The 24807-nt window shown below is 66.1% G+C and carries 19 protein-coding genes; 10 read left to right on the top strand and 9 right to left on the bottom strand.

Annotation, left to right across the window (positions count from 1 at the left end):
- Nucleotides 1-86 precede the first annotated feature (86 nt).
- Complete coding sequence (gene mdtD / locus CFB43_RS14150; RefSeq protein ID WP_089495495.1) at nt 87-1523, bottom strand: multidrug transporter subunit MdtD; 1437 nt, start codon at nt 1521-1523, stop codon at nt 87-89.
- 220 nt (nt 1524-1743) lie between these two features.
- On the opposite strand from mdtD, the gene CFB43_RS14145 reads away from it, so the two are divergent.
- Together CFB43_RS14145 and CFB43_RS14140 are read left to right on the top strand one after the other, a co-directional pair.
- The gene (locus CFB43_RS14145) at nt 1744-2067 is read left to right on the top strand and encodes a DUF2917 domain-containing protein (protein ID WP_089495494.1); all 324 of its coding nucleotides are present in this window, start codon (nt 1744-1746) and stop codon (nt 2065-2067) included.
- Between the two features lie 448 nt (nt 2068-2515).
- Nucleotides 2516-3907, top strand: a complete 1392-nt coding sequence (locus CFB43_RS14140; RefSeq protein ID WP_089495493.1) for a CoA transferase — start codon at nt 2516-2518, stop codon at nt 3905-3907.
- 28 nt (nt 3908-3935) lie between these two features.
- Here CFB43_RS14140 and CFB43_RS14135 read toward each other — a convergent pair whose 3' ends face one another.
- Nucleotides 3936-4682, bottom strand: a complete 747-nt coding sequence (locus CFB43_RS14135) for a GntR family transcriptional regulator (protein WP_089440857.1) — start codon at nt 4680-4682, stop codon at nt 3936-3938.
- Between the two features lie 166 nt (nt 4683-4848).
- Between CFB43_RS14135 and CFB43_RS14130 the strand changes: the two genes are divergently transcribed.
- Entirely contained in the window at nt 4849-5694 is an 846-nt protein-coding gene (locus CFB43_RS14130) for an aldo/keto reductase (RefSeq protein WP_089495492.1), read from the top strand.
- Nucleotides 5695-5754: 60 nt separating this feature from the next.
- Nucleotides 5755-7368, top strand: coding sequence for a hypothetical protein (locus CFB43_RS39195; protein ID WP_179254834.1), 1614 nt, complete (start codon nt 5755-5757; stop codon nt 7366-7368).
- Between the two features lie 478 nt (nt 7369-7846).
- Here CFB43_RS39195 and CFB43_RS14110 read toward each other — a convergent pair whose 3' ends face one another.
- The 5 genes from CFB43_RS14110 to CFB43_RS14090 form a co-directional block, all read right to left on the bottom strand.
- Nucleotides 7847-8857 carry a HoxN/HupN/NixA family nickel/cobalt transporter gene (locus tag CFB43_RS14110; RefSeq protein WP_179254833.1) on the bottom strand — a complete coding sequence of 337 codons (1011 nt, stop codon included), beginning with the start codon at nt 8855-8857 and terminating at the stop codon, nt 7847-7849.
- A 165-nt stretch (nt 8858-9022) separates the two neighbouring features.
- Nucleotides 9023-11134 carry an elongation factor G gene (gene fusA, locus CFB43_RS14105; RefSeq protein ID WP_089495490.1) on the bottom strand — a complete coding sequence of 704 codons (2112 nt, stop codon included), beginning with the start codon at nt 11132-11134 and terminating at the stop codon, nt 9023-9025.
- A 217-nt stretch (nt 11135-11351) separates the two neighbouring features.
- Nucleotides 11352-11852: a DUF192 domain-containing protein gene (locus CFB43_RS14100; RefSeq protein ID WP_089473431.1), complete on the bottom strand. Its 501-nt coding sequence runs from the start codon at nt 11850-11852 to the stop codon at nt 11352-11354.
- A 163-nt stretch (nt 11853-12015) separates the two neighbouring features.
- Entirely contained in the window at nt 12016-12231 is a 216-nt protein-coding gene (locus CFB43_RS14095; protein ID WP_011352970.1) for a hypothetical protein, read from the bottom strand.
- Between the two features lie 281 nt (nt 12232-12512).
- The gene (locus CFB43_RS14090) at nt 12513-13091 is read right to left on the bottom strand and encodes a pseudouridine synthase (protein WP_089495489.1); all 579 of its coding nucleotides are present in this window, start codon (nt 13089-13091) and stop codon (nt 12513-12515) included.
- 277 nt (nt 13092-13368) lie between these two features.
- Here CFB43_RS14090 and icd point away from each other — a divergent pair, with 277 nt between their 5' ends.
- Nucleotides 13369-14625 carry an NADP-dependent isocitrate dehydrogenase gene (gene icd / locus CFB43_RS14080; RefSeq protein ID WP_006478026.1) on the top strand — a complete coding sequence of 419 codons (1257 nt, stop codon included), beginning with the start codon at nt 13369-13371 and terminating at the stop codon, nt 14623-14625.
- A 282-nt stretch (nt 14626-14907) separates the two neighbouring features.
- Nucleotides 14908-17136 carry an NADP-dependent isocitrate dehydrogenase gene (locus CFB43_RS14075; protein WP_089495488.1) on the top strand — a complete coding sequence of 743 codons (2229 nt, stop codon included), beginning with the start codon at nt 14908-14910 and terminating at the stop codon, nt 17134-17136.
- A gap of 123 nt (nt 17137-17259) precedes the next feature.
- Here the strand turns inward: CFB43_RS14075 and CFB43_RS14070 are convergent, their stop codons facing one another.
- On the bottom strand, nt 17260-17484 hold the full coding sequence (locus CFB43_RS14070; protein WP_006490888.1) for a hypothetical protein: 225 nt from the start codon (nt 17482-17484) through the stop codon (nt 17260-17262).
- A 670-nt stretch (nt 17485-18154) separates the two neighbouring features.
- On the opposite strand from CFB43_RS14070, the gene CFB43_RS14065 reads away from it, so the two are divergent.
- Nucleotides 18155-19753 carry a multicopper oxidase family protein gene (locus tag CFB43_RS14065; RefSeq protein WP_089495487.1) on the top strand — a complete coding sequence of 533 codons (1599 nt, stop codon included), beginning with the start codon at nt 18155-18157 and terminating at the stop codon, nt 19751-19753.
- 184 nt (nt 19754-19937) lie between these two features.
- On the opposite strand, the gene CFB43_RS14060 is transcribed toward CFB43_RS14065, so the two are convergent.
- Nucleotides 19938-20141: a cold-shock protein gene (locus CFB43_RS14060; RefSeq protein WP_006478030.1), complete on the bottom strand. Its 204-nt coding sequence runs from the start codon at nt 20139-20141 to the stop codon at nt 19938-19940.
- 546 nt (nt 20142-20687) lie between these two features.
- On the opposite strand from CFB43_RS14060, the gene clpS reads away from it, so the two are divergent.
- The 3 genes from clpS (at nt 20688) to CFB43_RS14040 (ending at nt 24783) form a co-directional block, all read left to right on the top strand.
- A complete protein-coding gene (gene clpS, locus CFB43_RS14050; RefSeq protein ID WP_006398529.1) occupies nt 20688-21002 on the top strand; it encodes an ATP-dependent Clp protease adapter ClpS in 315 nt (104 codons plus the stop codon).
- Nucleotides 20999-23299, top strand: coding sequence for an ATP-dependent Clp protease ATP-binding subunit ClpA (clpA, locus tag CFB43_RS14045; RefSeq protein ID WP_089495486.1), 2301 nt, complete (start codon nt 20999-21001; stop codon nt 23297-23299). The genes clpS and clpA overlap by 4 nt, the downstream gene beginning before the upstream one ends.
- A 104-nt stretch (nt 23300-23403) precedes the next feature.
- Entirely contained in the window at nt 23404-24783 is a 1380-nt protein-coding gene (locus CFB43_RS14040) for an amino acid permease (protein ID WP_089495485.1), read from the top strand.
- Nucleotides 24784-24807: the final 24 nt, after the last annotated feature.

Here is a 24807-nt window from a genome sequence, read left to right as displayed (position 1 = left end):
GGCATGGCCGGTGTTTCAGATGCGCCTCGCAGGGCCGCGCTGCACCGTGATGGTGCGCGCCGACCCGGTTCGGCGCGCGCCACGCATCACGCGCGCTCGGACGGGTCGGTCTTGCGCGCGGTGCTGCGGATCTCGGGCGCGAGCTGCGCGAAGATCCACGCGGAAGCCGCCGTGATGATGCCGACACAGATGAACGTCGCATGGAACGCCGGCAGCGTGTTGCTCGGCGTCACGGTGCGCAGCATGCCCGTGAACGTCGCGAGGAGCGCCCCCGCGACCGTGACGCCGAGGCTCATCGACAGCATCTGCACGAGCGAGAACAGGCTGTTGCCGCTGCTCGCGCCGCCCGTGCCGAGATCCTTCAGCGTCAGCGTGTTCATCGCGGTGAACTGCATCGAGTTGAAGCCGCCGAACAGCGCGAGATGCACGACCTTCACCCAGACGGGCACCGTGTCGCGCATCAGCGCGAAGCTCGCCATCATCACGCCGACCATGATCGTGTTCGCGAGCAGCACCTTGCGGTAGCCGTGCCGCTCGATCAGGCGCGTGATGATCCGCTTCGAGAACATCCCGGCTGCGGCCACCGGCAGCATCATCAGCCCGGCCTCGAACGCCGAGTAGCCGAGGCTCACCTGCAGCAGCAGCGGGATCAGGTACGGCATCGCGCCGCTGCCGATTCGCGCGAACAGGTTGCCGAGCAGCCCGACGCTGAAGGTATGGATCCGGAACAGCTCCAATGAAAAGATCGGTTGCGGCGCGCGCACCGCATACAGGCCGTACGCGACGAAGCACGCGAGGCTCAGGATCAGCAGCACGAGCACGGCCGCGTGCTGCATCCCGAGATCGGCGAGCCCGTCGAGCGACAGCGAGATCGCGACCATGCCGATCGTCAGCAGCAGATAGCCCTTCAGGTCGAAGCGGCCGACGGCCGGGTTGCGTGAATCGGGCATCGAATAGAAGGTCGCGATGCAGCCCGCGACGCCGACCGGCACGTTGATCAGGAAGATCCAGTGCCACGACGCGATCTTCACGAGCCAGCCGCCGAGCGTCGGCCCGATCAGCGGGCCGATCAGGCCGGGAATCGCGACGAACGACAGCGCGGCCAGGTAGCGCTCGGCCGGAAAGGTACGCAGCACCGCGAGCCGTCCGACCGGCAGCAGCATCGCGCCGCCGACCCCCTGCACGACGCGGAACGCGACAAGTTGCGTGAGCGTATGCGCATTCGCGCACAGCAGCGAGCCGAGCGAGAACACCAGGATCGCGCTGAAGAACACACGCCGCGTGCCGAAGGTGTCGGCGAGCCAGCCCGAGACCGGGATCATCACCGCCATCGTCAGCGAGTACGCGATCACGACCGACTGCATCCGCAGCGGCGATTCGCCGAGGCTCGCGGCCATCGACGGCAGCGCCGTGTTCACGATGGTCGCATCGAGCGTCTGCATGAAGAAGCCCGTTGCGACGAGCCAGAGCATCACGGTGAGATTCTTTTCGCCGGGGGCGGCGGCAGGCGGACGCTGGAACATGGGGGCGGGAGGGTGGCGCGGGACAGCCGACATTGTAGGGAAAGCCGTCCCGTCGTGCCGGTTCGGCGCAAGGAAGGCGCGAAGTCCGCCGACAGGCGCCTCCCGTCCCTGTCGATCGACCAGTACAGTTCGGCCAAAAGTGTCTGCAGCCGTATCTGTCCGTGTGCTGCCACTGTCCGAAATACTGATGCCATCGGATCCGTGCGACCAGGAGGCTGCCATGCGCGAACTGCGACTTTATGTGATCGATGGCGACGAGCCGGCCGGTCGGTGGCGGATCGTCGATCGCACCTCGCTGGAGGTGGCCGACGGCGAGGTCTGGGTGACGATCGAGGGCTTGCCCGACGATCACTGGCTTGGCGCCGGGGCTGCGCTGATGCTGACGCCCGGCATGCGCGTATGGGTCAGCGCGGGGTCGCAGGGCGCGACGTTCGCGTTCGGTCCGCTCGAGGTGCCGGCGAGGCGCGCCGCGCAGGCGTGGTGGAGGCCGCTCGTCGCGTGGCGAGACGGCCGGCGCCATGCGCCCGCGTCGTTGCCGACGTAGCGCGCCCGGGGCGGGATCGGCGCTCCGTGCGTGCCGTGTTCGAGCGCATGTGTGATCCAGCCGGCCGTGTGGTCATGCGGCGATCTAAGTGATCTGCGGGTCTGGCTTCGGTACGTCCCGGTCGAGCGAACGTTCGACGCTGGCGCGCGAGCGTTTCGCGTCGGCACGGCAGCGTGCCGACAGCCGCATTCGATTCGCGTGATGGTAGCGGTACCCGGTTGCGCGATCCGGTAGTAAGCGCAGCAGGTCGCGGTTCACACGTGCAGCGGGCACGCCGGTATCGAGGGTACCGGCAGGTTTCCAGCGCACTGAAAGGCGTGGGTCGGCCGTTTCTGCCGGAACGCAGGGAATACGACCGTATGTGCTGTGCGGATTCGTGCAATCAGGATTGCTCGCGACTGCCGCCGATCCTAGACTCGATGTTGTCTTTCTCACCGCCCATTCCGCCATGACACCCGAACTTGCTTTGGCGCATCTGTGGCGGCTCGCACACGGCGACCCCGGCGCGCTGGCCCGTGCGACCGTAACGGGGCAGGACCCGACGTTGCCTTCGACCTTCCGGGTCGGCACGCTGGCCGCGGCGACAATCGCGGCAGCCGGGCTCGCGGCGGCCGAATGCCACCGGCTTCGCACGGGTGTTGCGCAATCCGTCGACGTGTCGGTGCGCGACGCGCTCGTCGCATTCCGCAGCGAACGCTACCTGCGCGTGGACGATGGTCCGCCGCCGGAGTTGCGTCATCCGGTGACGGGCTTCTTCGAGACGGGCGACGGCCGCTGGATCCAGCTGCACGCGAACTTCCCGCATCACCTGAGCGGCATTCTCGACGTGCTTGGCTGTAGCGCGCAGCGGGACGATGTCGCCGCGGCGATCCGCACGTGGGACGGCGCGGCACTCGATACCGCGCTGGCCGACGCCGGGCTGTGTGCCGCATTGATCAGAACACCTGACGAGTGGGCGTCGCTCGAGCAAGCGCGCGCGATCGCGTCGCTGCCGCTGTTCGAGATCGAGCGGATCGGCGATGCACCGGTCGAGCCGATCGGTCGAGGCGAAGCCGGCCAGCCGCTCACGGGTGTGCGTGTGCTCGATCTCACGCGCATCATCGCGGGGCCGGTCGCGGGCCGCACGCTGGCGTCACATGGCGCGCAGACGCTGCTCGTCAACGGCCCGCACCTGCCGAACATCGCGCCGCTCGTGATCGACAACGGGCGCGGCAAGCGTTCGACGTGGATCGACCTGCGTGATGCCGCGGGCATCGATACGCTGCACGCGCTCGTACACGACGCGGATGTGTTCCTGCAGTCGTACCGGCCCGGCGCGCTCGCGGCGCGCGGCTTCGCGCCGCACGCACTGGCGATGCGGCGGCCCGGCATCGTGTACGTGTCGATATCCGCGTACGGGCATGCGGGGCCGTGGGCGCAGCGGCGCGGCTTCGACAGCCTCGTGCAGTCGGCGAGCGGGATCGCATGGCAGGAGCAGCAGGCCGCGCACGCGGACGCGCCGCGCCACCTGCCGTGCCAGGCGCTCGATCACGCGACGGGGTATCTCGCGGCGTTCGGCGCGATGATCGCGCTCGCGCGGCGGGCGAGCGAAGGCGGAAGCTGGCACGTGCGGATGTCGCTCGCGCAGACGGGACGCTGGCTGCAGTCGTTCGGCAACGTGCCGGACGGCCTGGGTGCGCCCGATCTCGCGGCCGCCGACGTGCGCGACCGGTTCGATCGCATCGCATCGCCGTTCGGCATGCTCGATAGCGTGCGGCCGGCCGAGCGCCTGTCGGCCACGCCGCCGGCGTTCGAACGGCCGCCCGTGCCGCCCGGCACCGACGTCGCGCGCTGGCTGTAAGCGGAAAGCGGCGGCCGCGCGGCCGGCGTTACTTGCGCAGCTCGACGACGAAGTCGTAGTAATCGTTGCGGCAGTAGGTATCGGTCAGTTCGATCGCGCGCTGGTCCGACGTATAGCCGATCCGCGTGATCAGCAGCAGCGCGTCGTGCGGCGCGATGCCCATCTGCTCGGCGATCTCGTCGGTCGCGTTGACCGCGCGGAAATGCTGCAGCGCGCGCACGATCGGCGTGCCGCGCGCTTCGAGATAGCTGTACAGCGAGCCGCCGATCGCCTGCGGATCGGGAATCAGCGTCGCGGGGAACGTCGAGTTCTCGACGGCCATCACGATGCCGTCGGCGAGGCGCAGGCGTTTCAGGCGTGTAACGGATGCGGCCGGCGACAGCCCGAGCTGGATCACTTCGTCGCGGTTCGCCGGCTGGATCTCGCGCGCGAGCCATTGCGAGCTCGGCTTGAAGCCGCGCCGTTCGAGCATTTCGCTGAAGCTCGACAGTCGCGACAGCGGATCCTCGTAGCGCGGCTGGATGAAATTGCCCGCGCCCTGCGTGCGACGGATCAAACCCTGCTCGACGAGCAGCGCGATCGCCTTGCGTGCGGTGATGCGCGACACGCCGAGCGCATCGGACAGCACGCGCTCGGAGGGCAATGCCTCGCCGGCTGTCCAGCGGTTGTCGTGGATCGCGTCGCCGAGCTTGCGGGCGAGCTGCAGGTACAGCGGCGTGTCGTTGTCCGGGTCGGGGCGCAGGTCCTGCCACCGGTCGTCCGTGGGTGCCTTCATGGAATGGGTATCGATCAGGTTGCGGCCATTCTAAGTCATCATGCGGTGCCGTTATAGCCGGTTTTTGCCGTGCAATAGGCCGTCAGCGTGCCGATTGACTACACTGACACGTCGTATTCCATGCTTTGGCCGCGCTGCGCGGCCACGAACCCGCAACGAGGAACGCATGACAGACACGATCGCCACGGTCGTCCTGCCGGACGGCGAGACGATTCCGAAGCTCGGTCAGGGCACCTGGGAAATGGGTGAGCGGCCCGCCCGCCGAGCGGACGAGATCGCCGCGCTGCGCGAAGGCATCGAACTCGGGATGACGCTGGTCGATACGGCTGAGATGTACGGCGACGGCGCGACCGAGGAACTGGTCGGAGAAGCACTCGCGGGCCTGCGCGACGACGTGTTCCTCGTCAGCAAGGTCTATCCGCACCATGCGAGCCGGCGCGGCGTCGTTGCCGCGTGCGACGCGAGCCTCAAGCGCTTGCGCACCGATCGTCTCGATCTGTACCTGCTGCACTGGCGCGGCTCGGTGCCGCTCGAGGAAACGGTCGAGGGCTTCGAGGCGCTGCAGCGCGCGGGCAAGATTCGTCGTTGGGGCGTGAGCAACTTCGATACGGCCGATATGGAGGAACTCGTCGAAGACGCGGGCGGCGGTGCCTGCGCGACCAACCAGATCCTCTACAACATCGCGCGGCGCGGCCCGGAATTCGACCTGCTGCCCTGGCTCGCCGATCACCGGATGCCGGCGATGGCGTACAGCCCGGTCGACCATGGGCGGTTACCGAAGCGTTCGCCGCTCGACGAGATCGCGCGGCTGCGCGGCGTGTCGGTGATGCGCGTCGCGCTGGCATGGGTGCTCGCGCAGCCGGGCGTATTCGCGATCCCGAAGGCATCGAGGATCGAGCACGTGCGCGACAATCGCGCCGCGCTCGATTTCGAATTGAGCGATGACGAGCGCGCGCAGCTTGACGCGTATTTCCGTCCGCCGCGCAGCAAGCGCGCGCTCGAGATGCTCTGACGGCACCCGGTCAGGCAACGTGTCCGGTCAGTGATTGCCGCCGGACGAGCCGCCGTTGCCGTGACCGCCGCCATTGCCGTTGCCGGTGCCGTGGCCATTGCCGACACCGTTGGGCCCGCCATTGCCGGCGCCACCACTGCCGTTGCCATTGCCGTTGCCGCCGCCATTGCCGTGGCCACCGTTGCCGTTGCCTTCACCGTTGCCCGAGCCGCCGTTGCCGTTGCCACCGCCATTGCCATTGCCGTGACCACCGTTGCCGTGGCCGCCACCGTCGCCACGGCCACCGCCATTGCCATGGCCACCGCCGTCGCCACCGCCGTCGCCACCGCCGTCGCCACCGCCGTTGCCACCGCCGTTGCCGTGACCGCCGCCGTCGCCATGGCCACCGCCGTTGCCGTGGCCGCCACTGTCGCCGTTGCCACCGCCGTTGCCGTGACCGCCGCCGTCGCCATGGCCACCGCCGTTGCCGTGGCCGCCACCGTCGCCATGGCCACCGCCATTGCCATGGCCACCGCCGTCGCCGTTGCCACCGCCGTTGCCGTGACCGCCGCCGTCGCCGTTGCCACCGCCGTTGCCGTGACCGCCGCCGTCGCCATGGCCACCGCCGTTGCCGTGACCGCCGCCGTCGCCATGGCCACCGCCGTTGCCGTGACCGCCGCCGTCGCCATGGCCACCGCCGTTGCCGTGACCGCCGCCGTCGCCGTGGCCACCGCCGTTGCCGTGGCCACCGCCGTCGCCATGGCCACCGCCGTCGCCATGGCCACCACCATTGCCATGGCCGCCACCGTCGCCGTGGCTACCGCCGTCGCCATGGCCGCCACCGTCGCCGTGGCCACCGCCGTCGCCGTGGCCACCGCCATCGCCGTGACCACCGCCATCGCCGTGACCACCGCCGTCACCATGGCCGCCACCGTCGCCGTGGCCACCGCCATCGCCATGGCCGCCACCGTCGCCGTGGCCACCGCCATCGCCGTGACCACCTCCGTCACCATCGCCACCGCCTCCGTGTCCGCCATGGCCTCCGCCACCGGAAGTACCGCCACCGGAAGTACCACCACCGGAAGTACCACCGCCGGAAGTACCGCCACCGGAAGTACCGCCTCCCGACGTACCGCCTCCCGACGTACCACCACCAGAAGTGCCACCGCCGGAAGTACCGCCACCGGAAGTACCGCCACCGGAAGTACCGCCACCGGAAGTACCGCCACCGGAAGTGCCACCACCGGAAGTGCCCCCACCGGAAGTGCCCCCACCGGAAGTGCCGCCACCGGAAGTGCCGCCACCGGAAGTGCCGCCACCGGAAGTGCCCCCACCGGAAGTGCCGCCACCGGAAGTACCACCACCGGAAGTACCACCACCGGAAGTACCACCACCGGAAGTGCCACCACCGGAAGTACCGCCACCACCGGAACTACCGTTACCACCGTTGCCGGACGAGTTGCCTCCGCGACCCGTGCCGCTCGTCCCGCCGGACGTTCCGCCTGTCGTTCCACCGACACCGGCAGGTCCGACGGCACCGTTGCCGTTATTTCCCCCGCTACCGTTGCCGCTGCCACTACCGTTGGCCGGCCCAGGGCTGCCGCTACCACTGCCGCTCGGGCCGGCCCCGTTCCCGCCGATACCATGACCGGCATAGACCTGCACCGCACACCCAGCCGGATTGGCTGCGCATGACGTAGCGTCCGCGACCAGCGTCATGATGGTGTCCGAGCCGGCGTTCGCGCCGGGCGCGGAATCAGGCGTGGTGGTTTGTGCGACGGCATACGAGCAGCAGCACGCAAACGCGGCCGCGGCCAGCAAGGTTGCACGAGGGCGCCGTCCCGCCGGGCGGGACGGTTGTTTCGTCTTATGCATCATGGCCTCCCCATGCGCGCGACGCCTCGTTGCCGCGCGGCTAGCTACGTGTAGTGCAGGGAGCCATAAAAGATTCGTTATCCTATCGGTGGCCGATTGCCTTAGGGCCGGCGCTTGACGCCAGCCGCGAACGCGAATCGGCACGCGGGCCCGCCGTGCGAATCCCTATGTGCGAGATTCGTGCCATCGGCCGCTTGTGCCCGTCGCGCAAGGCGCGTGCGGACACGCGACGCACGCACGCGGCATCGTCGGGGGGATTTTGTTTCCGGAATGAAACGTCCGACCGTTCGCGCGTCGCTCAGCGCGCAGGCGCATCGGCCGCACGCTGCCAGCGGTGGAACAGGATCGACGCGATCCAGCACACGAGGAACAGCGCGACGATGCCGTAGCCGATCGAGCCGAAGCGTTCGCCGAGCGCATCGAGCGTGTCGCGCACGGGGCCCGTCAGCGCCAGCTTGTTGGCCAGCAGGCCGGCTGCCTCGATCCCGCCGATCGCCAGTGCGACGGCCGCCGACACGAACGTGATGCTCGCGTTGTAGAGCAGCTTGCGCTGCGGATCGTCCATCGCCCAGCCGTACGCATGAATCATCAGCACGTTGTCGGTCGAGTCGATCAGCGTCATGCCGGCGGTGAACAGCGCGGGAAACAGCATGACCGTATAGACCGGCAGCCCCTGGCTCGCCTGCGCGGCGGCGATCGCGAGCAGGCCGATTTCGGTTGCAGTATCGAAACCGAGCCCGAACAGCACGCCGACCGGATACATGTGCCAGCTCTTCGACACGAACCGGAACAGCGGACGCAGCAGCCGGGACACGAGTCCGGCAGGGCGATGCACATGCGCGGCGCCGTGCGCATGCCCGTGCGTGCCGCGATAGCGTCGCCACACGTCGCGCAGGATCACCAGGTTCACGCACGCGAGCACGAGCAGGAAGGTGGCCGACACCGCCGTGCCGATCGTGCCGCCGATCTCGCGGAATGCATCGAACCGGTCGCGCAGCGCGAACGCCGTCAGCGCGATGCCGAGCGTCGCGACGATCACGATCGTCGAATGGCCGAGCGAGAAGAACAGCCCGACGCTCACCGGACGCTGGCCTTCCTGCATCAGCTTGCGCGTCGCAACGTCGATCGCGGCGATGTGATCGGCGTCGACCGCATGACGCAGCCCGAGTCCGTATGCGATCGCCGCGGTGCCGAGCAGCAGCGGATGATCGCGCAACACGGCGAGCGCCCACAGCCACACGGCGACATTCGCGGCGATCAGGCCGGCATAGAGGATCAGCAGGCGGCGCAGGGCAGGGGTGGGCGGCATCGGGATGGTTCCATCTGATGAATCGCGATGCATTGTGGCACGCGAAAAAAAACCGGGTCGTGCCGATCAAAAAGGGCGGCGTGCACGGTGTGCACGAATGAAAAAAAGCCCGTCCGGAACCGGACGGGCCTTGCCTGCAAGCAGCCGCGCGCGAGCGCGCCGCGCTTACTTCACTTTCGCGTTGATCACGCCTTCCGATACGTTGGCCGGCGTTTCCGCGTACTGCTTGAACTCCATCGTGTAGGTCGCGCGGCCCTGCGTGGCCGAACGCAGCGACGTCGAGTAGCCGAACATTTCCGCGAGCGGCACTTCGGCGCGCACGAGCTTGCCGCCGCCACCCGCGATGTCTTCCATCCCCTGCACGATGCCGCGACGGCTCGACAGGTCGCCCATTACGTTGCCCATGAATTCCTCGGGCGTCTCGACCTCGACGGCCATCATCGGCTCGAGCAGCACGGGCTTCGCGCGGCGCATCGCTTCCTTGAATGCCATCGAGCCGGCCATCCGGAACGCGTTTTCGTTCGAGTCGACGTCGTGGTACGAGCCGAACGTCAGGTGCACCTTCACGTCGACGACCGGGTAGCCCGCGAGCACGCCGCTCTTCAGCGTCTCGGTGATGCCCTTGTCGACGGCCGGGATGAATTCGCGCGGAATCACGCCGCCCTTGATCTCGTCGAGGAACTCATAGCCCTTGCCGGGGTTCGGCTCGAGCGTGATCACCGCGTGGCCGTACTGGCCGCGACCACCCGACTGCTTGACGAACTTGCCCTCGACGTCGGACGCCGTCGTGCGCACCGTCTCGCGATACGCGACCTGCGGCTTGCCGACCGTCGCCTCGACGCCGAATTCGCGCTTCATCCGGTCGACCAGGATTTCGAGGTGAAGCTCGCCCATCCCCGAAATGATCGTCTGGCCGGATTCTTCATCGGTCTGCACGCGGAACGACGGATCTTCCTGCGCGAGGCGGTTCAGCGCCAGGCCCATCTTTTCCTGGTCGGCCTTCGTCTTCGGCTCGACGGCCTGCGAGATCACCGGTTCCGGGAATTCCATCTTCTCGAGGATGATCGGCTTCGCCGGATCGCACAGCGTGTCGCCGGTGGTCGCTTCCTTCAGGCCGACGGCCGCCGCGATGTCGCCCGCGCGCACTTCCTTGATTTCCTTGCGCTCGTTCGCGTGCATTTGCAGGATCCGGCCGAGCCGTTCCTTCTTGTCCTTGGTCGCGTTGAGCACCGTGTCGCCCGATTCGACGACGCCCGAATACACGCGGAAGAAGATCAGCTGGCCGACGAACGGGTCGGTCATGATCTTGAACGCGAGCGACGAGAACGGTTCGTCATCGCTCGGATGGCGTTCCGCCGGTTTTTCCGGATCGGCGAAGTCGTGGCCGAGGATGGCCGGCACGTCGACCGGCGACGGCAGGTAGTCGATCACCGCGTCGAGCATCGCCTGCACACCCTTGTTCTTGAACGCGCTGCCGCACAGCATCGGCACGATCTCGTTCGCGATCGTGCGCTTGCGCAGCGCCGCCTTGATCTCGTCCTCGGTCAGCGATTCATGGTCGTGCAGATACTTCTCGAGCAGTTCCTCGCTCGCTTCCGCCGCGGCCTCGACCATCTTTTCGCGCCATTCGTGCGCGAGCTCGACGAGGTTTGCCGGGATGTCCTCGTACGAGAACTTCACGCCCTGGCTCTCGTCATCCCACACGATCGCCTTCATCTTCACGAGATCGACGACGCCCTGGAAATGATCTTCCGCGCCGATCGGAATCTGGATCGGCACGGCGACGCCTTTCAGGCGCTCGCCGATCTGCTTCTGCACGCGGAAGAAATCGGCGCCGATGCGGTCCATCTTGTTGACGAACGCGATGCGCGGCACCTTGTACTTGTTGGCCTGGCGCCAGACGGTCTCGGACTGCGGCTGCACGCCGCCGACCGAGTCGTAGACCATGCACGCGCCGTCGAGCACGCGCATCGAGCGCTCGACTTCAATGGTGAAGTCGACGTGCCCGGGCGTGTCGATGATGTTGATCCGGTGCTCGGGATAGTTGCCGGCCATGCCCTTCCAGAACGCCGTGGTCGCGGCCGACGTGATCGTGATGCCGCGTTCCTGCTCCTGCTCCATCCAGTCCATCGTGGCCGCGCCGTCGTGCACTTCACCGATCTTGTGGCTCACGCCGGTGTAAAACAGGATGCGCTCGGTCGTCGTGGTTTTGCCGGCATCGATGTGAGCGCTGATCCCGATATTGCGATAGCGCTCGATGGGGGTTTTGCGGGGCACGTGAACCTCCTTAGGTTCGGATGTAAGCGGGCCGACGGTGGCGGCCCGGACTGGACAAGCGAGACTTAAAGCATAGCGCTTGCGCGTGGCTTTTGCAGATGCGGCCGGCGGCGGCGGAATCAAGCCGGGCGCCCCCGCCGGCGGGCGAAAAAAAAGCCGGCGCGCAACGGGCGGCCGGCTTCGGTCGGTGCGCGGCACGGTGCCGCGGCAATGGCCGTTACTGGGCCTTCGGCAGGCCTTCGAGCTTCATGCCGGGCTTGATGCCCTTCGCCGCGAACCAGCCCTTGCTCATTTCGAGCGCATAGACGCCGTTGTTGCGCGGGCAGTGGTTGTCGGTCGTCTCGGCCTTCATCTCGTCGATGTCGGTGATCGTGCCGTCCGCGCGGATGAACGCGATCGACAGCGGAATCAGCGTGTTCTTCATCCAGAAGCAATGCACCGCGTTCTCGTTGAACACGAACAGCATGCCTTCGTTCGGCGCGAGCTGCGAACGGTACATCAGCCCCTGTTCGCGGTCGGGGTCGTTCGCGGCGACGGCCGCGTCGATCACGTACATGCCGGCGCGCAGCTTCACGCGCGGGAATTCGCTCGGCTGCTTGGCGCCGGGCGGCACTTGCGCGCCGGCGGCCTGCATGCCGAACGCCATGACGGCGAGCGCGGCGGGAAACACGGCGGCGCGCGCAAGGCGGCCGAGCGACGAACGCAGGGAGAATTGCACAGCAAGGCTCCTATCTGGAAAACGAGACCCGCATGGTACGCGATGCGTGTCGTCGGGCACAAAAAGAAAAAGGCAGATCGCCTTGCGGTGATCTGCCTTTCAACGCCGTAAGAACGGCAAGACTGCGTGTTCTTGACTGCGTTATTTATTACAGCAGGCTTACTTAGTTCGAAGCAGCTGCCGGTGCTGCTGCGTCGCTCGCTGCAGCCTTCTTCGATGCCTTGTGGTGCTTCTTGGCTGCGTGGTGCTTCTTGGCAGCGTGCTTAGCCGGTGCCGAAGCAGCTTCAGCAGCAGCCGGAGCAGCTTCCGGAGCCGATGCTTGTGCGAAAGCAGCCGTTGCGAAGAGACCAGCGACCAGAGCAGCGATCAGTTTGTTCATGTTGTGTTCCTCAGCTTTAGTTAATTAACCAAATGACCCGGCAATAGGAGTCATGTCGTCTAACGGTGCCATCCACCTTTCGGTTGACAGACGCTTCGAGAAATTTCTCATTGCGCTGCGGGCGCCGAATCGTATTCGATAAAAACGTCGCTTTCGTGACGCAAACACGGGTTCGGCTGCCAATGCCGGATAGCTAAGGTTGGCATCTGCGTGATTTAACGCGCGATCTTCGCAGCCGGTTGACGAAAAAGATGACGAAAAATTCGCCCATCCCGAATTCGTCATCCGGCGGGCGCGAAACCCTCCCACGGCGCGCGTGGCGACAGCGCGATTGTTTCTCCCGGTGCAATGCCGAGCGCGAATATATCCAGTGCGCCGATGCCGACACGCACCAGGCGCAACGTCGGGAAGCCGACGGCCGCCGTCATCCGGCGCACCTGCCGGTTCTTGCCCTCGGTGATCGCGAGCTCGATCCACGTCGTCGGGATCGCGGCGCGGTAGCGGATCGGAGGATTGCGCGGCCACAGCGTGTCGGGCGGTTCGATGAACTCGGCGCGGCACGGACGCGTCACGTAGTCGCCGAGGTCGACGCCGCGCGCGAGCGCCTTCAGGTCGGCGGGGCCGGGCGCGCCCTCGACCTGCGCCCAGTAGCGCTTGACGAGCTTGTGGCGCGGCTCGGCGATGCGCGCCTGCAGCGCGCCGTCGTCGGTGAGCAGCAGCAGCCCCTCGCTGTCCGCGTCCAGCCGGCCGGCCGCGTAGACGCCGGGCGTTTTGACCCAGTCGCCGAGCGACGGGCGCGTCTCGTGCGCGGAAAACTGGCAAATCGTGCCGAACGGCTTGTTGAGGGCGATCAGGTTCATGGCGGGGCGTCCGCCCGGCGGGCCGCGGGAAGCGGGGGCGGGCGGTCTATGGCAAATGGCGGAATCTTAATGCATAATACGGAACGGCAAGTCCTCTGTCTTATATAAGACATAAGTGGGGTCTTGATACGCAGTGCCGCGCTTCATGCCGAAGTGCCCGGTTGGGGCGCTAGAATAGCGGCTCGCTGTTGCCGTCACGGGGTGGCCATGCCGCGCCCCCGCCGCGCGCGCAGCTTCGACCAGCATCACCTGCTCAGCCACGTCACTGGAGTCGATCATGCCGTATCAGCACATCAAGGTTCCGGAAGGCGGTGACAAGATCACCGTCAACAAGGACTTCTCGCTCAACGTTTCCGATCAGCCGATCATTCCCTATATCGAAGGCGACGGTACGGGCTTCGATATCACGCCGGTCATGATCAAGGTCGTCGACGCGGCGGTCGCGCATGCGTACAAGGGCAAGCGCAAGATCCACTGGATGGAGATTTTCGCGGGCGAGAAGGCGACGAAGGTGTACGGTCCGGACGTGTGGCTCCCGGACGAAACGCTGCAGGTGCTGAAGGAATACGTGGTGTCGATCAAGGGGCCGCTCACGACCCCGGTCGGCGGCGGCATCCGTTCGTTGAACGTCGCGCTGCGCCAGGAACTCGACCTGTACGTGTGCCTGCGCCCGGTGCAGTACTTCAAGGGCGTGCCGTCGCCGGTGCGCGAGCCGCAAAAGATCGACATGGTGATCTTCCGCGAGAACTCGGAAGACATCTACGCAGGCATCGAATGGGCCGCGGGCTCCGAGCAGGCGAAGAAGGTGATCAAGTTCCTGCAGGACGAGATGGGCGTGAAGAAGATCCGCTTCCCGGAAACCTCGGGGATCGGCGTCAAGCCCGTGTCGACCGAAGGCACCGAGCGTCTCGTGCGCAAGGCGATCCAGTATGCGATCGACAACGATCGCAAGTCGGTCACGCTGGTGCACAAGGGCAACATCATGAAGTTCACGGAAGGCCTGTTCCGTGACGCCGGCTACGCGCTCGCGCAGAAGGAATTCGGCGGCGAGCTGATCGACGGCGGCCCGTGGATGCGCGTGAAGAACCCGAAGACGGGCAACGAGATCGTGATCAAGGATTCGATCGCCGATGCGTTCCTGCAGCAGATCCTGCTGCGCCCGGCCGAATACGACGTGATCGCCACGCTGAACCTGAACGGCGACTACATCTCCGACGCGCTGGCCGCGCAGGTCGGCGGCATCGGGATCGCGCCGGGTGCGAACCTGTCGGATTCGGTCGCGATGTTCGAAGCGACGCACGGCACCGCGCCGAAGTACGCAGGCAAGGATTACGTGAACCCCGGTTCCGAGATCCTGTCCGCGGAAATGATGCTGCGCCACCTCGGCTGGACGGAAGCCGCCGACACGATCATCGCCGCGATGGAGAAGTCGATCCTGCAGAAGCGCGTCACGTACGACTTCGCGCGCCTGATGGAAGGTGCGACGCAGGTGTCGTGCTCGGGCTTCGGTGAAGTGCTGATCGAGAACATGTAAGACCCCTTCCGGGGTGGGCCGGCAGGTTGCCGGCCGCCCCGGCGCCTACTGCCGGCGCCGGAGCGTTTCGTGGATGGCAGGTTTGTTGGCAGGGCGGTCCGGCATGCGGGCCGCGGCGCCGCGATGCGGCCCGGAGCCCCTGCAAGGTAGAACATGACGGCCCTCGCAACACCACCGCCCGGCTGAGCCGGCGCGCCCCTTTCGCGACCGACCCGGTCGCTCCCCGCCGGTTACCCGCCGGCGCTCCCTGTTCAACAATCACGTAGCAATGCTTTGACCACCATGTCCACTTCGCCCAAGATCATCTACACCCTCACCGACGAAGCGCCCGCGCTCGCGACCTATTCGCTGCTGCCGATCGTCAAGGCCTTCACGCGCTCGTCCGGCGTCGCCGTCGAAACGCGCGACATCTCGCTCGCCGGCCGCATCATCGCCGCATTCGCGGACGTTCTGCCGCCCGAGCAGAAGGGTTCCGACGATCTGGCCGAACTGGGCCAGCTCACGCTGAAGCCGGAAGCGAACATCATCAAGCTGCCGAACATCAGCGCATCGGTGCCGCAGCTGAAGGCCGCGATCGCCGAACTGCAGGCGCAGGGCTACAAGCTGCCGGCCTACCCGGAAGATCCGTCGACGGACGAAGAAAAGTCGGTCAAGGCGCGCTACGACAAGATCAAGGGCAGCGCGGTGAACCCGGTGCTGCGCGAAGGCAACTCCGACCGTCGCGCGCCGCTGTCGGTCAAGAACTACGCACGCAAGCATCCGCACAAGATGGGTGCGTGGAAGGCCACGTCGAAGGCCCACGTCGCGCACATGACCGAAGGCGACTTCTACGGCAGCGAGAAGTCGGCGCTGATCGCCGATGCCGGCAGCGTGAAGATCGAACTCACGACGACCGACGGCGCGAAGAAGGTGCTGAAGGAAAAGACGGCCGTGAAGGCCGGTGAAGTCATCGACGCTTCGGTGATGAGCCGCAATGCGCTGCGCAGCTTCATCGAAGCGCAGATCGCCGACGCCAAGGCGCAGGACGTGCTGTTCTCGGTGCACCTGAAAGCGACCATGATGAAGGTCTCGGACCCGATCCTGTTCGGTCACTTCGTGTCGGTGTTCTACCGCGACGCGCTCGCGAAGCACGCAGACGTGCTGGCGCAGGTCGGCTTCAACCCGAACAACGGGATCGGCGACCTGTACGCGCGCCTGAAGGACCTGCCGGCCGACACGCGCGAAGCGATCGAAGCCGATGTCAAGGCCGAATACGCAGTGCGTCCGCGCCTGGCGATGGTCAACTCGGACAAGGGCATCACGAACCTGCACGTGCCGAGCGACGTGATCGTCGACGCATCGATGCCGGCGATGATCCGCGATTCGGGCGGCATGTGGGGCCCGGACGGCCAGCTGTACGACGCGAAGGCCGTGATTCCGGACCGCTGCTACGCAGGTGTCTACCAGGCTGTGATCGAGGATTGCAAGCAGCATGGCGCGTTCGATCCGGTCACGATGGGCAGCGTGCCGAACGTCGGCCTGATGGCGCAGGCGGCTGAAGAATACGGTTCGCACGACAAGACGTTCCAGATCCCGGCGGACGGCGTCGTGCGCGTCACCGACGAAGCGGGCAACGTGCTGCTCGAGCATGCGGTGGAAGCGGGCGACATCTGGCGCATGTGCCAGACGAAGGACGCACCGGTGCAGGACTGGGTCAAGCTCGCTGTCAACCGCGCGCGCGCGACCGGCGCACCGGCCGTGTTCTGGCTCGATCCGGCGCGTGCACACGACGCGCAGATCATCGCGAAGGTCGAGCGTTACCTGAAGGATCACGACACGAACGGCCTCGATATCCGCGTGATGACGCCGGTCGAAGCCACGCGTTTCTCGCTCGAGCGCATCCGGGCGGGCAAGGACACGATCTCGGTCACCGGCAACGTGCTGCGCGACTACCTGACCGACCTGTTCCCGATCATGGAACTCGGCACCAGCGCGAAGATGCTGTCGATCGTGCCGTTGATGGCCGGCGGCGGGATGTTCGAAACGGGTGCGGGCGGCTCCGCGCCGAAGCACGTGCAGCAGTTCGTCGAGGAAGGCTTCCTGCGCTGGGATTCGCTCGGTGAATTCCTCGCGCTGGCCGCGTCGCTCGAACACCTCGGCAACGCGTACCAGAACCCCAAGGCGGTCGTGCTCGCGAAGACGCTCGACCAGGCGACCGGCAAGTTCCTGGACGAGAACAAGTCGCCGGCGCGCAAGGTCGGCGGCCTCGACAACCGCGGCAGCCACTTCTACCTGTGCCTGTACTGGGCGCAGGCGCTGGCCGAGCAGACCGAGGACGCGGCGCTGAAGGCGCAGTTCGAAGGCGTGGCGAAGGCGCTGTCCGACAACGAGGCGCGCATCCTGGAAGAGCTGGCGGCCGCGCAGGGCAAGGCGCAAGCCATCGGCGGCTACTACCGTCCGAACGTCGACCTGACGAGCCAGGCCATGCGCCCGAGCGTGACGCTGAACGGCATCGTCGACGCGGTCGCCTGACGCAGGCCGCGCGATCGCGCGGGCCGATGCGTGTGCCGGCGCGGCGGGCATTGCTGCCTGCCACCGGCAACAAAAGAAAAACGCCCCGGACGCCCGGGGCGTTTTTCGTTGCGGGTTTGTCATTCAGACGTGAACGATTTCCCATTCGGCGATTTCGTGCGGCACTTCGAGCGTTGCCGTGTCCAGTTCGGACAGTTGCTCGCAGTCGCCGCGGGAGATGTGGTCGGCTGCCACTTCGGGGCACGAGAATGCGCCGAGCAGGGCGTTGCCGAACGTCGCTTCCCAGCCGCCGTTACCCGGCAGGATGTAGAACGACCCGAGCGCTGAACCAAAGCGAAATCCCTTCATTTCCGTTCTCCCTTTCTGATCACAAGCGATTCTGGTGTGCCGCCCGCCGACTTGGCCGGCTGTGGCCCGACTGGCTGCTTGCGCCCGGTTCCGTATCGAACGTCGTGGCGAAGCGTCAGTGCATGGAACAAAGTCTACGTCCGCGGCCCGCTCGGATGGTGCATGTAGAACGCCTTCACTAAACAAAATTTCCCTTTTAAAAACAAATAATTATTTTCATCATTTTGTATTGCGGAACGTTTTTCGGCATCGCGAAACGGGGATTTTGTGCCCTGCACCACGAATTTTTATAACGCAGAGACTTGTTCCGCATCGTGAAATATTGACGGGTTTGCGGATCGGTGAAGTGGCCCGCGTCGTGGTGGGGCCGAACGGCAGGCGCGAGGCGACTGCCTGGGAACTGCCAGGGGCAGGGTTGAAGGGCGCTTCGGCCGTGAGCGAAGCGCCGTGCATCGCCGATCGACGATGCGGGCCGATGCGTGCCATTCGGGTGCGGCGTGGTCGAACCCTGCGGCGTATCGCCGCCCGGCCGGCCGCGGCGCGTCTCGATTTGGCCCTGCGGTTATGATGACGCGGGCATCAGGATTTGCGTCGCGCACCGGCGCTTCGGCCGGCCGGCGCGGGCGTCGCGGCGGCCGCGCGACCCAGCATGGATAACGAGGAACGATTGATGATACGGAGAACCTTCCTGTCGCGCGCCATCGGTGTCGCGGCTGCGTCGCTGTTCGCGCGCGCCGCGTGGGCGCAGCATGCAGGTCACGCCGGCATGGCCGGCATGGACTCGATGGACGACATGCCCGGCATGTCAGGGATGGCGGGTCACGGGCAGCACGGCAAGTCCGCACCGGCCGCGCTCGCGGCCGCCGACGCGTTGCCGGCCGGCGCGCCGCTCGCGGCGCTGCGCACGCTCGCGAACGAAAGCCGCGAGCCCGGCATGTTTCGGGCCACGCTGGTGGCGCAGCCCGTGGCGCGCCCGATGCTGCACGGTGCACGGCCCACCACGTTCTGGCAGTTCGGTGCGGGCACGCAGGGCCCCGTCGTCGGTCCGCTGATCGACGTGCGCGAGGGCGACACGGTCGAGATCAAGTTCGTGAACAAGCTGCCGCAGCCGTCGACCATCCACTGGCACGGCCTGCCGGTGCCGCCCGACCAGGACGGCAATCCTTCCGATCCGGTCGCGCCCGGCGCGTCGCGCGTGTACCGCTTCACGTTGCCGAAGGGGAGTGCCGGCACCTACTGGTACCACCCGCATCCGCACATGATGACGGCCGAACAGGTCTTCCGCGGGCTCGCCGGTCCGTTCGTCGTGCGCGCCGTGGACGATCCGCTGACGGGCTGGCCCGAGCGCAACCTGTTCGTGTCGGACCTGAAGCTTGCGCGCGACGGCACGGTTGCACCGAACGACATGATGGACTGGATGAACGGTCGCGAGGGCCAGTTCGTGCTGGTCAACGGCGCCCGCCGGCCGCGGATCGATGTCGCGGGCGACGAGCGCTGGCGCGTGTGGAACGTGTGCAGCGCGCGCTATTTGCGCGTCGCGTTCGACGACGGCCGCGCGTTCGAGCATGCGGGCACCGACGGCGGCCTGTTCGACGCGCCGCGCCGCGTCACGTCGCTGTTGATCGCGCCGGGCGAACGGGCGGAACTGCTGGTCCGCGCCGGCGACCGGGCGTCGCGCGCCGTGCTGCAGGCGGCCGAATACGACCGCCGCAAGATGTCGATGTCGCACGATGACGGACACGGCAGCCTGCCGCCCGATCCGGCGCTGGCACTGGCCGACGTCGCATTCGCGCCGGCCGCCGCACGTGCGCTGCCGGCGACCCTGCGTACGGTGCCGTCGCTGGGCGAACCGGTCGCGCACAAGACGGTCGCGTTCGGCGAGGAGATGGACATGGACGCGATGATGAAGGGGGCCGCGCACGGCCGTCCGGCGGGCATGCGCTTCACGATCAACGGCGACACCTACGCGCCGCATCGCGCGACGCTGACGAGCCGCCGTGGCGACGTCGAGCGCTGGACGATCCGCAACGGCACCGACATGGATCACCCGTTCCACCTGCATGGCACGCAGTTCCAGGTGATCGAGCGCGAGTCGGGCGGTGCGCGCACGAGCGAACCGTTCCGTGCATGGCGCGATACGGTGAACGTGCGCAGCGGCGAAACCGTGACGATTCTCGTCACGCAAGACATGCCTGGAGAGCGCATGTTTCATTGCCACATTCTCGAACACGAGGATCTCGGCATGATGGGCACGCTGAAGGTCGTGTAACGAGGTGATGATTATGTTTCACGCGCGGGATGAGTATCCGATCTGCGCGCGTGACAAGACAATGTGTGTTCAATTATCGGGATTGAACGAAAAGGTCGGCCAATCGATTATCGATTGGCCGGCCTCAAATAAAGAAACCCGGCGCAAACCATGCGCCGGGTTTCTTCGTCTGATATCCGGTGCCTTATGCGGCCTGGATGTTCGACGCTTGCTTGCCCTTCGGTCCTTGAACGACGTCAAAGCTCACCTTCTGGCCTTCCTTCAGCGTCTTGAAGCCATTCATGGTGATAGCCGAGAAGTGCGCAAACAGATCCTCACCGCCCTCGTCGGGAGTGATGAAACCGAAGCCCTTCGCGTCGTTGAACCACTTAACGATACCAGTTGCCATTTCCTACTTCCCCTGTCACACAGTCGCTGCTACTTACCACGAGCACGCTCGAAAAGCTAAACGACCGGAAAACACAGCCGTTCCCCCCTCACAAGCTCACCTTCGGCCTCTTTCATTTTGCCAACCGGCAAATTGAAAAAAGTGCCAGCTTGATTGTTGGCGCTCTTTATTGGAGTGTCAAGTGGAATTTTTAGACGTTTAGAGGGACGTTGTAAAGAACCCATTTTCAGGGTTTTTCCGGCTTTGCTTGGCAGCACGCGGCCAAGCGCGCGGTCTTGAAAAGCCGCATAATCGGCTCATATACCAGGCTCGAGTGACACGCGTTCGAGTCGTCCCGGCTTGTGGGATACTGGATGCGGACACGACGTTCCGGTGCGGTTCCCCCTGACGGTTCGTGTTCCGCGCCACGCGTGAAAGCCGGCACCGCAGCCGGCTTTCGTATGGCACGAAGAAGATCGCGTGTTCCGGGATTCCGGGGAGGGCGCCGGCCGGTCGGTCGGGTAATGGCAGGATTGCGGGCCTGTCCGAGTTGTTTAGAATGGGTGTATGGCGATTATCCCGGACAAGCAGGACAGCACCGTCCTGGAACGCAAGCAGCAGAAGCTCAAGCCGCCTTCGATGTACAAGGTGGTGCTGCTGAACGACGACTTCACGCCGATGGAATTCGTCGTGATGGTGGTCCAGGAGTATTTCAAGAAGGATCGCGAGACGGCCACTCAGATCATGCTGAAGGTCCATCGTGAAGGGCGAGGGGTTTGTGGGGTCTATACGCGGGACATCGCGTCGACCAAGGTTGAGCAAGTCGTTACCCATGCGCGGCAGGCCGGGCATCCGCTGCAGTGCGTGATGGAGGAAGCATGATTGCCCAGGAATTGGAAGTCAGCCTGCACATGGCGTTCATGGAAGCACGCCAGGCGCGCCATGAGTTCATCACGGTCGAGCATTTGCTGCTGGCCCTGCTGGATAATCCGACGGCGGCCGAGGTGTTGCGCGCGTGCGCGGCAAACATCGAGGACTTGCGTCAGAACCTGCGCAATTTCATCCACGACAACACACCTACCGTCCCGGGTACCGACGATGTCGATACCCAGCCGACGCTCGGTTTCCAGCGCGTGATCCAGCGCGCGATCATGCACGTCCAGTCGACGTCGAACGGCAAGAAGGAAGTAACCGGCGCGAACGTGCTGGTCGCGATCTTCGGCGAGAAGGATTCGCATGCCGTGTACTACCTGCAGCAGCAGGGTGTCACGCGCCTCGACGTCGTGAACTTCATTTCGCACGGCATCGCGAAGACGAACAGCGGCGAAGCCGCGAAGTCGTCCGACGCGAATGCGGAAAGCGAAGACGCGAATGCGCAGAAGGAAACGCCGCTCGCGCAATTCACGCAGAACCTGAACCAGATGGCGAAGGACGGCCGCATCGATCCGCTGATCGGCCGCGAGCCCGAGGTCGAGCGCGTGGTCCAGGTGCTGTGCCGCCGCCGCAAGAACAATCCGCTGCTCGTCGGCGAGGCCGGCGTCGGCAAGACCGCGATCGCGGAAGGGCTCGCCTATCGCATCACGCGCGGCGAAGTGCCGGACATCCTCGCGAACGCGCAGGTCTACTCGCTCGACATGGGCGCGTTGCTCGCGGGCACCAAGTACCGCGGCGACTTCGAGCAACGGCTGAAGACGGTGCTGAAGGAGCTGAAGGAGCGTCCGCACGCGATCCTGTTCATCGACGAAATCCACACGCTGATTGGCGCGGGCGCCGCGTCGGGCGGCACGCTCGATGCGTCGAACCTGCTGAAGCCGGCGCTGTCGTCGGGCGTGCTCAAGTGCATCGGCGCGACCACGTTCACCGAGTATCGCGGCATCTTCGAGAAGGATGCGGCGCTGTCGCGGCGCTTCCAGAAGGTCGACGTGACGGAGCCGAGCGTCGAGCAGACGGTCGCGATCCTGCGCGGGCTGAAGTCGCGCTTCGAGGAGCATCACGGCGTCAAGTATTCGTCGGGTGCGCTGTCGGCCGCGGCCGAACTGTCGGCGCGCTTCATCACCGACCGTCATCTGCCGGACAAGGCGATCGACGTGATCGACGAAGCGGGCGCGGCCCAGCGCATCCTGCCGAAGTCGAAGCAGAAGAAGACGATCGGCAAGAGCGAGATCGAGGAAATCATCTCGAAGATCGCGCGCGTGCCGCCGCAGAGCGTGTCGCAGGACGATCGCAGCAAGCTGCAGACGCTCGACCGCGACCTGAAGAGCGTCGTGTTCGGCCAGGATCCGGCGATCGACGCACTGGCTGCCTCGATCAAGATGGCGCGCGCGGGTCTCGGCAAGATGGACAAGCCGATCGGCGCGTTCCTGTTCTCCGGCCCGACGGGCGTCGGCAAGACCGAAGTGGCGCGCCAGCTCGCGTTCACGCTCGGCATCGAGCTGATCCGCTTCGACATGTCGGAATACATGGAGCGTCACGCGGTGAGCCGCCTGATCGGCGCGCCGCCGGGCTACGTCGGGTTCGACCAGGGCGGCCTGCTGACCGAAGCCGTCACGAAGAAGCCGCACTGCGTGCTGCTGCTCGACGAAATCGAGAAGGCGCATCCGGACATCTTCAACGTGCTGCTGCAGGTGATGGACCACGGCACGCTGACGGACAACAACGGCCGCAAGGCGGATTTCCGCAACGTCATCATCATCATGACGACGAACGCGGGCGCCGAGTCGATGCAGAAGGCGACCATCGGGTTCACGACGCGCCGTGAAACGGGCGACGAGATGACCGACATCAAGCGCCTGTTCACGCCGGAGTTCCGCAACCGCCTGGATTCGATCATCAGCTTCCGCTCGCTCGATGAGGAAATCATCATGCGCGTGGTCGACAAGTTCCTGATCCAGCTCGAGGAACAGCTGCACGAGAAGAAGGTCGACGCGCTCTTCACCGACGCGTTGCGCAAGCATCTCGCGAAGCACGGCTTCGATCCGCTGATGGGCGCGCGACCGATGCAGCGGCTGATCCAGGACACGATCCGCCGTGCGTTGGCCGACGAACTGCTGTTCGGCAAGCTGCTGAACGGCGGTCACGTGACGGTCGACGTCGACGAAGGCGACAAGGTGCAGTTGTCGTTCGACAAGCTCGGGAACCCGCCGCACAAGCCGAACGAAGAGGCGGTCGAAGTCGAGTAGGCGATAATCGGGTAGTTCATGCGAACGGCGCGGGATGTTTTCCGCGCCGTTTCGTTTTATCTGGCGCCGGCGGCGCGGTGGTGGTGCAGGGGAGTGGCAACGCAGTGACACAACAACAACGGACGTTCGACGACATCGTCGCGCGCGAACAGGGTTTGCGCCATGCGCTGACGTCTGGGCAGATGGCGATGATCGCGATCGGCGGCGCGATCGGCACGGGGCTGTTTCTCGGCAGCGGGTTCGCGATCGGGCTCGCCGGCCCGAGCGTGCTGGTCTCGTATGCGATCGGCGCACTGATCGCGCTGCTGCTGATGGGCGCGCTCGCGGAAATGACGGTCGCCCATCCGACGGCCGGCTCGTTCGGCGCGTATGCCGAGCACTATGTCGGCCCGCTGGCGGGTTTCCTGGTGCGCTATGCGTACTGGTTCGCGGTCGTGTTCGCGATCGGCACCGAGATCAGCGCGATCGCGGTGTTCATGAAGTACTGGTTCCCGGCGGTGCCCGGCTGGTACTGGGTGATCGGCTTCTCCGCGCTGCTGATCGCCGTGAACCTCGCGAGCGTCACGCTGTACGGCACGGTCGAATACGCGTTCTCGCTGCTGAAGATCGCGGCGATCGTCGTGTTCATCGTGCTCGGCGCCTATCTCGTGTGGTCGGCGCCGGCCGCATCGGGCGTCGGGTTCGCGAACTACACCGCGCACGGCGGCTTCATGCCGAAGGGGCCGTGGGGCACCTGGGTCGCGGTGATCGTCGCGATCTTCAGCTACATGAGCATCGAAGCGGTCGCGATCGCGGCCGGCGAGGCGCGTGATCCGCAGCACGCGGTCACGCGCGCGTTCCGCTCGACCGTGTTCCGGCTCGTGCTGTTCTACCTGCTGACGCTGTCGCTGATGCTCGCGATCGTGCCGTGGACGCAGGCCGGCACCGACGAAAGCCCGTTCGTGAAGGTGATGGCCGCGACTCATGTGCCGTATGCGGCAGGCGTGATCAACTTCGTGCTGTTGATCGCGGCGCTGTCGGCGATGAACAGCCAGCTTTACGTGACGACGCGGATGATGTTCAGCCTGTCGCGCGCGCGGCTCGCGCCCGCGGTGTTCGGCCGGCTCGGCACGAACGGCGTGCCGCGCGCGGCGCTGTGGATCTCGACGAGCGGCGTCGCGGTGGCGGCCGTGCTGGTTGCGCTGGCGCCCGACACCGCGTTCACCGTGATGATGGCGATCGCGATGTTCGGCGCCCTGTTCACGTGGCTGATGATCTTCGTCACGCACCTGCGCTTCCGTTCGCAGTATCGCGGCCCCGCGCTCGCGTTCCGGATGTGGGGGCACCCGTTCGGCAGCCTGCTCGGCGCGGGGCTCGTCGCGGCGATCCTGTTCACGACCGCGTTCACGCGCGAATTCCGGATGACGATGGTGGTCGGCGTCGTGTTCGTCGTGCTGCTCACGCTTGCGTACGCGCTGCATTACCGCCACCAGCACGCGCGTTGAGGGGCGCGGCGCGGCCCGCACGCG

The sequence above is a fragment of the Burkholderia sp. AU15512 genome (assembly GCF_002223325.1).
Taxonomy (GTDB): Bacteria; Pseudomonadota; Gammaproteobacteria; order Burkholderiales; family Burkholderiaceae; genus Burkholderia.
Note: the sequence above shows the minus strand (reverse complement) of the source record. Positions and strands in the feature narration are given on the sequence as shown.